The organism is Oscillospiraceae bacterium NTUH-002-81, from assembly GCA_032620915.1.
Classification (GTDB): Bacteria; Bacillota; Clostridia; order Lachnospirales; family Lachnospiraceae; genus JAGTTR01.
In genome coordinates, this window is record CP136052.1 from 1,713,214 (window position 1) to 1,725,352 (window position 12,139).

Consider the following 12,139-nt stretch of genomic DNA (forward strand, 5'->3'; position numbering starts at 1 on the left):
AATTTTCCCATTGTGCTGGTGCTAAAACAACTTAGCTATCGCCAGAAAGAATATTTGATTCGTGAGAAGATTCCTTTTATTGTAGATGGAAAGCAAATTTATTTGCCCTTTATGGCGGTGTATTTGCAGGAACGGTGCAGCGCAGAAAAAAAGCCACGGGAAGAAATGCTTCCATCGGCGCAGATGCTTCTACTGCATTTCATTTATGGAGGCGCACAAGAACTATCCACAAGTCAAGCTGCGAAGGACTTGGAACTGACACCTACTTCTATATCAAGGGCATCGAGACAACTTGAAGAAATGGGATTGCTGCATATCAGGAAAGCAGGTGTGCAGCGGATTTTTGCTCTCTGAGGATTCTCCGAAAACACTGTTCCAAAAAGCAGGAGATAAGTTGCTGAATCCAATAAAACGAACGGTTTATATTCCGGAAGAATTGGTGGGAACAGAGCTATTGGAAAGTGGATATTCGGCATTGGCAGAGTGTTCCATGCTGAACGCACCAAACGTCAAATACTATGCAACAGAAAGAATCTCTCAATGGAAAGATGTTATGACAAATAGCTTGCAAGATTCGCAGGTGCAAGTGGCCGTAGAGATGTGGAGATACAATCCCCGAAAATTGTCTATGCGAAATGTTGTAGACGAACTTTCGTTGGCATTGGCATTGAGAGAAGATGCAGATGAACGAGTGGAAGAAGCAGTGGAAGAAATGCTGAATGAACTGTGGAGGAAGATAGATGGTTACAGGAATTGACAGCTTTAAGGAATGGTTCAAGGGCAGTGAAGAACAATACACCATCATTGGAGGAACGGCGTGTGACATTCTAATGACGGAAGAAGGACTGGACTTCCGAGCAACAAAGGACATTGACCTTGTTCTGATTATAGAAGCAGTTGACGCGAATTTTGGAAAGAAATTCTGGGAATATGTAAAACAGGCTGGATATGAACATTGCGATAAAAGTTCGGGTGTGCCGCAGTTTTATCGTTTCAGTCACCCAATCTCGAATCAGTATCCTGCGATGATTGAACTTTTCACGCGAAAGCTGGATGCCATCCAACTTCCAGAAGATGCAGTGCTAACACCGTTACCGATGGACGAAGATATTTCAAGTCTGTCTGCGATTCTTTTGGACGATGATTACTACGGATTTTTGAAGCAGGGAAAAGTCACTGTTGATGGAGTGACTGTTTTGGATGCGGCATATTTGATTCCATTTAAAGCAAAAGCGTGGATGGATTTGATAGATCGTAAGGCCGCAGGAGAACATGTTGATAGCAAAAATATCAAGAAACATAAGAATGATGTTTTCCGTCTGACGGAATTGATTGATCCCACCGCCAAGATAGTGGCTCCCAAAGGAGTTTATGCCGATATTCAAGAGTTTGTCCAGCGTATGAAAAATGAAAACGTGGATATTAAGCAGTTGGGGTTGGTTGGCAGAACAAAGGAGAAGATTCTGGAAGAATTGAAAGCAATGTATGAGGAACTTTCGGAATAATATATGAGTGAGGATATTAGAAACTTGGATATAAACGCGATTGTAGAGAGAATTCAAGATGCAAGTGAGCTGTCATATAATTACTATAAGCCGCTTGTAGATAGAATTATCGCAGAGAAGGCATCTGAAAAAGAAGTGGAACATTTGCTGGATTATATGCTTGATGTATGCCATGATGATAGAATGCAGAATCTGTTCAAGAAGGTTTGCAGACGATATTATAGTCTTTATCCAGAGATGATTGCATCTGAGATACTGGCCTATAAAGAATGGTATGAGGATTGAATGATTTTTTCTTTTGAATTTGTGAAAAGGCAAGCGAAGAAAAATTAACGATAGAATCGAGATGATATATGGATATCTCGCGCAGAATGACGAGGGAAAAACCAGTGATTTATAAACTAAAAATTTACTTAAGAGATGACACGACAAGAATTATTTACATGGATACGCCAGCAGTACGGCACAGAGCCGGAATATCCCTGGCATGACTGGAATGCTGTGCTGCGGCACAAAGACAATAATAAATGGTATGGTGTGATGTGGGAAGAAGTCGGCATTAATCCGGGACTACCGTTCGAGGAAAAAGTGAGGCTTTATCACATGCAGATGTTAGGCTGATAATTGTGCAGACGGTATCTGCACAATTTGCATCAAAAAAGAGGAGCCTATTTTTTAATAAATTTTCATTTTCAGTGAAAGGATTTTTCGTTTGATGCCTTTTAGTAAGTAGGAAAAGAGCAAACCGCACATTGGATGCGGAGGAAAGCGAGGAATGAAGAAGATGAAAAAACGACTGTTCAGCATCCTGTTTATGTGCTGCATGATGCTGACACTGCTGCCAGCCACGGCCTTTGCCGAGGATGACACGGAAGAACTGTCTGTATGCATCTGTGAAACAGCCTGCACGGCGGAAAGTATGAACACTGACTGCCCCGTCTGCGGCTTGGAGGGCGCATTGCCCGAGGCCTGTGGGAAAGCAGTCCCGGCGGCTGAGGGGGGTGACTGAGGAGCATGATAACGCCCAGGTCGTGACCAGTGCGGATGCGCAGACACTGATCAACGCGCTGCCTGAGGCGGAAGCAATCACAGAGGATCATGCGGCGGACATGGAAACACAGTCAGAAGCAATCATCAAGGATCATGCGGTTGACGTGGAAACACAGTCAGAAGTCATTGACGAGGCGAAGGTACAGCTTTCTGATGAAGCGCATCTTCATTGCATCTGTGGCGGTAGCGTCAGTGCAGGGGATCATACCAGCCATTCCGATGTGACCTATACGGCGTGGAACGGCACGGACGGTATTACTTATAACAACAATACCGCCTATGTTTACCTGACAGACAATGCCACCATCAACAGCAATCTTGTGGTGGATGGCACGACGCTTTACCTGTGCCTGAACGGCAAGACTTACGCCAGCAATGGTACAAATAAGATTCAGGTCAAAAACGGCGGCCGGCTTGTCCTCTGTGACTGTCGGGGCAGCGGCACCATCAAGGGCGCTACCTCCGGCTGGGGCGGTATGTGCATTTACCTCTATACCAGCACGCTGGACATGTTCGGCGGCAAGCTCACCGGCGGTAAAGTTACCGGCAGTGGCGGCGGTGGTGCCATCGCTCTGGATGACAAGAATTGCGTGTTCAATATGTACAGTGGTGAAATCTCCGGCAACGATGGCAGGAACTACGGCGGCGCTGTTTTTCAGAACTTTGCGAAAAATAAGCCGAACGCCACCGGCGGCCGTTTCAATATGTACGGCGGCGTTATCAAGAACAACACAGCCAAGAATGGCGGCGCGTTCTTCTCCACTACCGGCGGCACTATTGATATGACCGGCGGCACAATCTCCGGCAATACAGCGACCATGAGCAGCAACGATGCCGGCGGCGGCGCTATTTATATGCGCGGCAGTGGCACCATCAATATTACCGGCAATGCGGAGATCACCGGTAATTCCTCCAGTCTGGACGGCGGCGCCATTCTGATGGGCTGGGGCACGATCAATATGAACGGCAGCGCAAAGATCAACAATAACACCGCAAGCCGATGGGGCGGCGCCATCTGCCTGCGCAGAGATTCCAATCAGGTGACGCAGATTATCATGCGGGGTGGCGAGATTTCCGGCAACAAGGCCATGAAAGAGGGCGGCGCGGTGCATGCAGTTGACAAGGACTGTATCTTCTACCTCTATGACGGTAAGATCACCGGAAACACCAGCGTGGACGGAGGCGCCATCTATCTGAATCAGGAGCCGTCGACGCTGTCTATGCATGGCGGAGAGATCTCCGGCAATACGGCCACCGGCAATGGCGGCGGCATATATATTTACCGTACCGGCTCGGTCTGTGAACTTTATGGAGGCAAGATTGAGAATAACAAAGCCAGTGGCAGTGGCGGCGGCATTTATATCAATCCCAGCAACAGCGGAAAGTTGAGGGTCGGAAACACCGCCGTTGTGCAGAGTAACACGGTTTCCGGCAAGTCCAATAATGTGTATCTACCCTCCGGCAAGACGTTGAGCATCGGCATTGGCATGACTCCTCCTTACGCCTCTATCGGCATTACCACTGCAAACACCAGCTACCCAGTGGCGTTTTCTGATGCTTACGGCAAGAATTACGCGGAGTGTTTCTTTGCAGACGATGTCAATGCCCATGTGGAGTATAAGGATGACCAGAAACTGTATCTCGTCTCCGGTGTGGTCGCACGGCCTCTCACTGTGACTTTTGATCCTAATGGCGGTACACTGGACGAAGCGGACAAAACTAGGTCTGTGAATACCGGCGAACGCTATGGTACACTTCCGGTTCCCAGCTATGCGGGATACGATTTTGCCGGTTGGTACACAGAAAAGAACGGCGGTACAGAGATCAAAGAAGACACCACCGTAACAGTGGCTGGCACACAGACGCTCTATGCGCATTGGACACTGATCCATGTGCATGCATACACACAGCAGATGCAGAAGCCAGAAGCGCTGAAAACGCCTGCGGACTGCGCCCATAACGCAGTGTATTATCTGTCCTGTGCGTGTGGTGAAGTAAGCACCAACAACGCCGATACGTTTACCGCAGAGAATACCGCTCTTGACCACGATTGGGGCGAGTGGGCGCAGAACAGTGACGGCAAAACCCATACCCGTGTCTGCAAGCGCGACGGCAACCATACCGAGACAGGGAATTGCACGGGCGGCACGGCTACTTGTGACAAAAAGGCCGTCTGCGCGACCTGTGGGAAAGAGTACGGCAGTTTTGATCCCGCCAACCACAGCGGCACGCTGAGCGACTGGCAGACGAACGATATCGAACACTGGAAAGAATATACCTGCTGCCATGCCAAGAGGCAGCGTGCTGCGCACGATGGCGGCACGGCGACCTGCCAGGGGAAAGCTGTCTGCCTTGTATGCGGCCAGGAGTACGGCAGCTTTGATCCCGCCAACCACACCGGCACGTTGAGCGGCTGGAAGACGAACGGCACTGAACACTGGAAGGAATACAACTGCTGCCATGCCGAGGTACAGCGCGCACGGCACAGCTTCACAGCAGAAGCTGAACAGGAAGCCTACCTGAAATCCGCCGCGACCTGCACGGAGCGGGCGGAATATTACAAGTCCTGTGAAGTCTGCGGTCTCAGCTCCATTGGTACAGCAGATGAGGCGACATTTTTCTCCGGCAATGTGTTGGGGCACGACTGGGGCGAATGGACGCAGAACAGCGACGGTAAAACCCATACCCGTGTTTGTAAGCGCGACAGCAGCCATACCGAGACCGGGAACTGCACAGGCGGCACGGCGACCTGCACGGCAAAGGCGGTCTGCGAGGTATGCAAGGCTGCGTATGGTGAAAAGAATCCGGACAATCATACTGCCGGATGCACGCCAGAATGGACGATTACCGAAACAGAGCATGAGCAGAAGTATTCCCTCTGCGGCAAGGTGACCACTAAAAAATCAGCGCATTCCTTCAGCGATTGGGCAATCATCCAGGAACCGACGTCGAGCCAGGATGGTGAAAAAGAGCATATTTGTGAAATTTGCAAGTACAAGGAGACAAAAACAATCCCCGCTGCTGGTGACAGCGGCAGCAACACCAACAACACCAACAATACCAACAATACCAACAATACTATTAGGGCGACTGCCGGTTCTGCCAGTGCGCCCCAGACAGGCGACAGCAATCAGATGCTGCTTTGGCTCTCTCTGCTGTTTGCTTCCGGCTTCGGCGTAACCGGTGCTACCCTGTATGGCAGAAGGAAAAAACACTCCCGCCAGAGATAAAAGCAGATCGAAATCCATAAACAGTTATCACAAAAAGAGCCGATCGTCCGCATACAAGATATACGGGTGACCGGCTCTTTGCTGTGAGTTCACATTTACGGATTGAGCTCCGCGATCCGGGAAATGCCCACGTAGATTTCCGATATTTTATACCAGGTGGGATAATCCACGATACCGGTGGCGCCCAGGCCAAAGATGGACTGGAATTGCCGGACTGCCGCGGCGGTGTCGCTACCGAAAATGCCGTCCTCTGCGATTTTGGGGATGCTGGTGTATACGTTGGCGATGGCATTGAGCTGTTCCTGCATCTGCAGCACCTTGGCCCCGGTGGAGCCCACGGTCAGGTCGCTGCCGGGCCAGGAGGCCGGGATGCCCGCGATCTCCTCTGCGGTGTTGATGTACATGGAATCGCCGTAATAGTAGCGCAGAATGTCAATGGTGGAATAGCCGTCGTCGGCCAGGGATTTGCTGCCCCACTGCGACATCCATTTTGCAAAAACGTATGAAGTTCGAAAAACGCTGTAAATACGCAGGTTTCAGAGATTGATAAAATGTTAATTGTAGTAATAAAACACCTGAATCCGGTTTTCTGCCTTGAAAAAAACAATTTTTTCTATGATGGTTTTTATGGCAGCATTCTTTTCCTGCATAGAATACTCGTTAGAATCCAAGATATCACGCACATCTTTTATTCGCTCAAGCATCTTTTTCGGTGAAACTGTTTCACCAGGTGTTTTCTGTATGGCTGCAAGCTTTTCTGATAGCCGCACTCGTTCATTATCAAGCATCTGCCGATTTACTTTGTATTCTTCTAATGTATCAATTCCATCCAGATAGGCAGCGCGTAAACGTTCTGAACGTTGATCAAGTTTGCTGATCTGTAATTCTAATAGGGTTCTTTGATTCATGTCCGAATCTTTCACATTTTTCTTTTGCTCGAATACGATGATTCCAGACTGTAAAGCAGCTTCCATCGATTCCAGAACGATAGGAGTTATTTTTTTCTCCGATATGTTATGTGAAACGGAGCATTTACCTTTCAGGTATCCATAGCATTGAAAATAAATATATCGGGTTCCCGACTTCGGATCCGCATGGGAGGATACCGACAGTGTACGACCGCAGGCGGAACATTTTAACAGACCGCTAAGCCAGTGACGACAGGTAGATGCAGGACGTGCACCTTTGGGGCGATATTCTTTCTGGCGACGCTCCTGGGCTGCCTGGAATATGTCCTGTGCAATAATTGGTTCCTGTGGTCCATCGGATACGATCCATTCATCCTCATCCTTTATCCGTTTGGATCCGCTTTCGGTGCGGTTCCACCGGTTTTTTCCTATATAGGCAGGATTATCAAGGATATATTCGATAGATCTCTTTTCAAAAGGCTTTTGTTTGCCTGTGACAAGACCCAGGGCATTCAGGTGCCTGGCAATATCAAAGGGGGAGAGCAGGTCATCTACATAAAGCCGGAAAATAGTACGGACGATTTCAGCTTCTTCCGGGACCACAACGGGACATTCGTTTTTATGTAAGATTCGATACCCCAGAGGTGGCCGTGCCTGAAAACCGCCGCGTCGCGCTTTTTCAGACATCCCACGGAATACTTCCCCGGATAAGCGGATAGAATAATACTCATCCATCCATTCAATGATTCGCTCGATCAGGCTGCCGAAAGGGCCTTCAACCAGAGGTTCCGATACACTGATAACATCAACGTGATGTTTCTTTTTCAGCAGTGATTTATACACAATAGATTCTTCCTGGTTTCTGGCAAAACGGCTGAATTTCCAGACAAGGATGGCATCAACAGGATGTTCCTGGGATTTTGCCATGCCGATCATTCGTTGGAATTCTGGCCGTTTATCTGCATGTCGGCCGGAGACGCCTAATTCACGGAATATCTCCAACAGAACAATGCCGTTTTTGACAGCGTAGTCCTGCAGAAGTTTCTTCTGTGAATCAGGAGAGAGCTCCTCCTGTTTATCGGTGCTTACTCGGACATATCCGTAAGCATATTTTAGAGTGTCCATTGCATCAGCTCCTCGGTAAATATATGAAAAATGGGTATAAAAAATACAGCCAGCCGGAACACGCGTTCCGCTTGCGGTGGCTGCCCGAAGATGATACAATGTGTTTGGTTTTAGTTTGGGCATCATCTTCGGTGGTGTCTGCCGGTCCGGTGTTGGCGCATCGGGCCGGTTTTTATGTGTTTAGCAGAAATATCTTATTTCACCAAAATAATCAGACCACATCTGAATAATACTTTCACTTCGGGCTTCGATCATACGCATGATATTTCGAAGGATATGCGGAGCAATGTGGGAATTATTGTTGGCCAGCAGGCACTTGCCGGATCCTGTGATCCAGATCTTGCTGGCATTGGCGCTGGGGACACCTTTGGATACATGGACATGGATCGGTTCAAGCGGTTCATTCTCATTTGCCCAAAAGTAGATCCAGTATGGCCCCATTCTAAAGATTTGCGGCATTCTCGAATCCTCCCTCTTGCGAAAATTCCATGATAAGGTGTGCAGTGGAACGTATGATTTCCTCGAATCCATTGATTTGCTCATCGGAGTAGTGGGAGATATCTTCCCATTTGTATTCCGGAAGCCAGCAGGTTGCATGGAGGAATCCGTACTTCTCATCAGGGGTTTCGATGTAGACTTTTACTTTGCCGTCTGGTTTCATCTCAGAATGTGTGATTTCTGTGTTATCGTTCAAGGTCATAAATGGATACATCATTGTGGCATCCTCCTTTCTTATTTCAGCTTCATCACCGCCAGGCGCGGCTCATTTCAATCCACGCCCCCACGGAGGGCAATTTAAATGTTATACGGAACAAGCTATTCGTACGGTTTAAAGAAAATCACGTAGTTACCTATATTGTTTCTGCAAATTCAGCATGGTTTTTCCGCCACTAATAGCATCATAAACAAACCATTCTTTGGAATCTTGCGTTTTGCTTGCAGGAGCGATGCCAACAAGTGCGTTGTAGTGTTCGTAAAGTCCGCCGTAGAAATCTTTATTTCCTAAGGCAATAGAAGAATCCTGCATATTTGCGTATAAATTTAACTGTCGCACTAAAGTGTCAGCAAAATCTAAAGCTTTTTCTGGATCGGTTGCATCATCCACGACAGCGGTTATTGTTATTGTATCGTCTTTTACATCTATATAATAATCGCGTACAAAAGAATAATCAGGTTCCAAGGGAAGCCCCTCTTTTAAATCTTCAATACACTTATCCATATCAACGTTTATCGAATCTGCTTCTTCAGGGGTATCCTCTTGAAGGTTCTCCTGCTCAGCTTCAGTTTCTTCTTGCGCTGTTATGTTGTTTTGTTTACTAGAATCGGAAGAATTAGAGCCTCCACAGGCAGTGATAGACAGTGCCATAGTTGTAGTCAAAATTAGTGTTACAAGTTTCTTTTTCATCCCTTATCCCTCATTTCTTTTTATTCTATTGCTGCATAAGCAGAAATAACGATTATAAAGTGCGTTGTACCTTCATTTCTAAGATTGCTTCTGAATATCCCAGTAAGCGTGATAACTGCTGAAGCGTCAAACACTGGTTTTCTGCAATCATTTGATCGGAAATCAGCAGCTCCGCAGCGAAGAGGTTGGCTTCAACCTCTATTTTGGCAGCGGAAAGCAATGTTTTGCTCCGAATGAAATAGCAGTTCTGCCGTGGGTGTAAGATAGCGTGGCCAAGTTCATGAGCCATAACAAAACGTATTTCGCTCTCTTCCAAATTTTCATTCAGGAAAATGCATTTATGCTTTTTTAGATACATGTAACATCCGGCTCTGGAACCGATATCCCCAATGGCAAGTTCAATATGTAGTTCTTTGGCAATCTGAAAAGGATCAGATGTCTCAAATTTTCTCCTGTAGTAAGCGGCAATTTTCTTTATGTCTTTTCGCAAGGCAATTCACCTACTTCTTTTTGTGCGGATTATATTTTTCCTTATTGATGGCTTTCAGGCGGCGGAGCATGAGTTCCAGCTGACCTGCAAATAGTTCTTGATCGGCTTCTGGGATAGCCTCTCCTTCAAAACTGGCCGGGCCGTCTTCTCCGCTCTTTAGCTTCTCCATAATGGAGTTCAAATCACTGGTGATATCCCGCTCATCTCTGGACGTAAACTGGGACTTATCGTTTGTGTTATCTTCCTTTAAAGATACGTCGCCATCAATCATGCTAAAAAGAGTATTAAAATCCATATTCATGCCATCAGCTGCCTGCTTTATACATTGAATGGAAGGCGCAATGGCTTTTCCTGTTTTAGGATGTTTATTTTTTTCAAGTAAAGAAATGTAGGCTTTGCTGATACCGCTTTTTTCAGAAAATGCATCCATGCTCAAATGTTGGTTTTTTCTATATTCTTTTATGATATCTCCTAAAGTCATATATACACCTCACTTTGTTTAGTATATTATACAAGCAAAAAATAAAATTGTCAAATATTTTGAACAAAATGGTTGACAAATGATGTATAACATGTTAGATTTTAAATGTACAACAGATTAAACAAAAGGAGGGAGATAAAGTTGCAGTACAGAATTAAAGAGTACAGGGAAGAATTGAAGATGTCTCAGGCAGAACTTTCAGAAAGAGCTAAGGTATCGCGTACAATTATTTCCGGATTAGAAAGCGGAGCTATTACAGTAACGACAACTGAAACCTTGTTAAAAATCGCAAAAGCATTGGGGAAAAATGTAAGCGATATTTTTTTTGAAGCTGATGTCTAACATGTTACACAAACGGTTTTTCACAACAAAATGGAAGGGGAGAGGATTCAAAGAAAACGCGGACTGCATTGGAGCTGGATTGATAGTTACGAACTACTTATTTGCCATGATATTGATAAAAACGAATTTTCGTTTTTATACAGCGGGTCACGTTGGAGCGTGGTTGATAGTTATGGAAAATTTAAAGTCTCTTTTCCAGGTGGTAAGTCATCGGATTATCGCCAAAGCAACCCCAATAAGATAATGCGACTATCTTATACCCAAGTTTTTGCCATTTTTGGGCAAGGCGAAAATCTGACACAAGTCTTTTAATAGTATCACCTCCTTCCAAGAGGCGATTCGTGACCCGCATTTTCATTATAGACAAGGATTATTATTTGATCCAGAGTGTGCTTTGAGACAGAAGAAAACAGGAGGTGAGAGGGATGAAAGTATGTGATGTATGTAAAACGGAGATTTCAGGGCCAGATCGGGGATATTCAGTAACTATGAGCCACTATGATGTTTTTGCTAAGTACGATTGCTGCACTAAAAAGTGTTGTGCCGAGGCTCTCAATCAGTTGGCCAAGGAATGGGGGCTAGAGAAATGAAGAAGATCATGGGAAAAGCAAAGAAGTGGAAGAAATGGGAATTCCTTGGCGAAGTGCTTGATTGGATCATTGATCTGCCTGAACACCGTTGGTTTCAGGCGTTGGTGGCAATTGTGCTTGCAATAGTAAGTTCTCTGGTGGGTTTGGCGCTTTGGATTTGGCTTTTTGTTCAAATATTTTCCATGCTCCACATGTAACCAATGGAAGTCATAATCAAGAAAGCGATGACAGGTGCTGAAAAGGGAAAGAGGACGGAATGTGGGAAACAAGTACAAACAGCCTTTCATAAAATGTAAAGAAGAAAGCAGGTGGTAAGCAGTATGACGTTTGAAAATTTTATCAAGGTTAATGGCGAGTATCGCAGGCAAAGTGATATCCCCGAAAAACAAATGGAGGAGTTGGCTGTGAACCTTAAGCGGCGCTTTATGGAATCGTTGGGGTATGTACCTGTGAAGGAGAAAACCGCCTGAGGGCGGAAAGGAGGACAGGCATGAGAAAGAAAAGGAAGCACATGTCCATCCAGCGCCGCATCGGTGTGGCGCTGATGCTGGCGGCCGTGATGCTGCTGGTGTTGTCGGAAGAACCCTATCTGTATGGAGTGATCACCACCGGGAGCCTGCTGGCGCGGTTTGGCTGGGCTATTATTTTATGGTTCTCCGGAATGAACCTGTACCGATGGGAGAGGAGATGATGAAGTGGGAAAGTTTGCTGTAAGGATCCCCATTGTGGCCTCAGCCATCACCAAGGATCAGCAGTACACCATCTGTGACCTGCTCTGCCGGGCCGGGTACAAGACCTGGGTCAGCAAGGGGAAGATCAGGAACGGCCGGGGAACTACCTATATCCATGTGGAAGAGGTGGAAAACGGAGAAAATGAAAGTGAGGATGAGTATGACGTTTGAGAAATGATAGAAAAAGCCCTAAGAGAATGGCGGTTCTCAAAGGGCAAACACAAATGTTCAAGGCAAGTATACCACATCTCGGGTGTGTTTGCCAGTGGAAAAGGAGCACAA

Annotated in this window: 18 protein-coding genes and 1 pseudogene; 12 read left to right on the plus strand and 7 right to left on the minus strand. The window is 46.5% G+C overall.

From position 1 onward, the window contains the following. Positions 1-12: 12 nt before the first annotated feature. The 6 genes from RJD28_08135 (at position 13) to RJD28_08160 (ending at position 5,785) form a co-directional block, all read left to right on the plus strand. Positions 13-354, plus strand: a complete 342-nt coding sequence (locus RJD28_08135; GenBank protein WNV59419.1) for a hypothetical protein — start codon at positions 13-15, stop codon at positions 352-354. After that, positions 293-757: a hypothetical protein gene (locus RJD28_08140; protein ID WNV59420.1), complete on the plus strand. Its 465-nt coding sequence runs from the start codon at positions 293-295 to the stop codon at positions 755-757. Before RJD28_08135 ends, RJD28_08140 begins: the two co-directional genes overlap by 62 nt. After that, the gene (locus RJD28_08145) at positions 741-1,505 is read left to right on the plus strand and encodes a hypothetical protein (GenBank protein WNV59421.1); all 765 of its coding nucleotides are present in this window, start codon (positions 741-743) and stop codon (positions 1,503-1,505) included. Before RJD28_08140 ends, RJD28_08145 begins: the two co-directional genes overlap by 17 nt. A gap of 3 nt (positions 1,506-1,508) precedes the next feature. Beyond that, positions 1,509-1,790, plus strand: coding sequence for a hypothetical protein (locus RJD28_08150; GenBank protein ID WNV59422.1), 282 nt, complete (start codon positions 1,509-1,511; stop codon positions 1,788-1,790). A gap of 490 nt (positions 1,791-2,280) precedes the next feature. Then, complete coding sequence (locus tag RJD28_08155) at positions 2,281-2,514, plus strand: hypothetical protein (GenBank protein ID WNV59423.1); 234 nt, start codon at positions 2,281-2,283, stop codon at positions 2,512-2,514. Then, on the plus strand, positions 2,507-5,785 hold the full coding sequence (locus tag RJD28_08160) for an InlB B-repeat-containing protein (GenBank protein ID WNV59424.1): 3,279 nt from the start codon (positions 2,507-2,509) through the stop codon (positions 5,783-5,785). Before RJD28_08155 ends, RJD28_08160 begins: the two co-directional genes overlap by 8 nt. Positions 5,786-5,880: 95 nt before the next feature. Here RJD28_08160 and RJD28_08165 read toward each other — a convergent pair. From RJD28_08165 to RJD28_08195, 7 genes and pseudogenes are all read right to left on the minus strand, one after another. Then, positions 5,881-6,273, minus strand: a pseudogene (locus RJD28_08165) (peptidoglycan-binding protein). 66 nt (positions 6,274-6,339) lie between these two features. Beyond that, entirely contained in the window at positions 6,340-7,818 is a 1,479-nt protein-coding gene (locus tag RJD28_08170; GenBank protein ID WNV59425.1) for a recombinase family protein, read from the minus strand. 180 nt (positions 7,819-7,998) lie between these two features. Further along, on the minus strand, positions 7,999-8,277 hold the full coding sequence (locus RJD28_08175) for a DUF4160 domain-containing protein (GenBank protein ID WNV59426.1): 279 nt from the start codon (positions 8,275-8,277) through the stop codon (positions 7,999-8,001). Beyond that, positions 8,261-8,533 (minus strand): hypothetical protein, encoded by a 273-nt coding sequence (locus RJD28_08180; GenBank protein WNV59427.1) that lies wholly within the window; start codon positions 8,531-8,533, stop codon positions 8,261-8,263. The genes RJD28_08175 and RJD28_08180 overlap by 17 nt, the downstream gene beginning before the upstream one ends. 132 nt (positions 8,534-8,665) lie before the next feature. Then, the gene (locus tag RJD28_08185) at positions 8,666-9,223 is read right to left on the minus strand and encodes a hypothetical protein (protein WNV59428.1); all 558 of its coding nucleotides are present in this window, start codon (positions 9,221-9,223) and stop codon (positions 8,666-8,668) included. Positions 9,224-9,275: 52 nt separating this feature from the next. Then, the gene (locus tag RJD28_08190) at positions 9,276-9,713 is read right to left on the minus strand and encodes an ImmA/IrrE family metallo-endopeptidase (GenBank protein ID WNV59429.1); all 438 of its coding nucleotides are present in this window, start codon (positions 9,711-9,713) and stop codon (positions 9,276-9,278) included. Between the two features lie 10 nt (positions 9,714-9,723). After that, the gene (locus RJD28_08195) at positions 9,724-10,194 is read right to left on the minus strand and encodes a helix-turn-helix transcriptional regulator (protein ID WNV59430.1); all 471 of its coding nucleotides are present in this window, start codon (positions 10,192-10,194) and stop codon (positions 9,724-9,726) included. A gap of 141 nt (positions 10,195-10,335) precedes the next feature. Here RJD28_08195 and RJD28_08200 point away from each other — a divergent pair, with 141 nt between their 5' ends. The 6 genes from RJD28_08200 (at position 10,336) to RJD28_08225 (ending at position 12,028) form a co-directional block, all read left to right on the plus strand. Continuing rightward, positions 10,336-10,536 carry a helix-turn-helix transcriptional regulator gene (locus tag RJD28_08200; protein WNV59431.1) on the plus strand — a complete coding sequence of 67 codons (201 nt, stop codon included), beginning with the start codon at positions 10,336-10,338 and terminating at the stop codon, positions 10,534-10,536. Positions 10,537-10,961: 425 nt separating this feature from the next. Continuing rightward, positions 10,962-11,126 carry a hypothetical protein gene (locus tag RJD28_08205; protein WNV59432.1) on the plus strand — a complete coding sequence of 55 codons (165 nt, stop codon included), beginning with the start codon at positions 10,962-10,964 and terminating at the stop codon, positions 11,124-11,126. After that, complete coding sequence (locus tag RJD28_08210) at positions 11,123-11,323, plus strand: hypothetical protein (GenBank protein WNV59433.1); 201 nt, start codon at positions 11,123-11,125, stop codon at positions 11,321-11,323. Before RJD28_08205 ends, RJD28_08210 begins: the two co-directional genes overlap by 4 nt. 123 nt (positions 11,324-11,446) lie before the next feature. Further along, entirely contained in the window at positions 11,447-11,596 is a 150-nt protein-coding gene (locus tag RJD28_08215; GenBank protein WNV59434.1) for a hypothetical protein, read from the plus strand. Positions 11,597-11,616: 20 nt separating this feature from the next. Then, a complete protein-coding gene (locus RJD28_08220) occupies positions 11,617-11,817 on the plus strand; it encodes a hypothetical protein (GenBank protein ID WNV59435.1) in 201 nt (66 codons plus the stop codon). Positions 11,818-11,821: 4 nt separating this feature from the next. Beyond that, entirely contained in the window at positions 11,822-12,028 is a 207-nt protein-coding gene (locus RJD28_08225; GenBank protein ID WNV59436.1) for a hypothetical protein, read from the plus strand. The last annotated feature ends 111 nt before the right edge of the window (positions 12,029-12,139 follow it).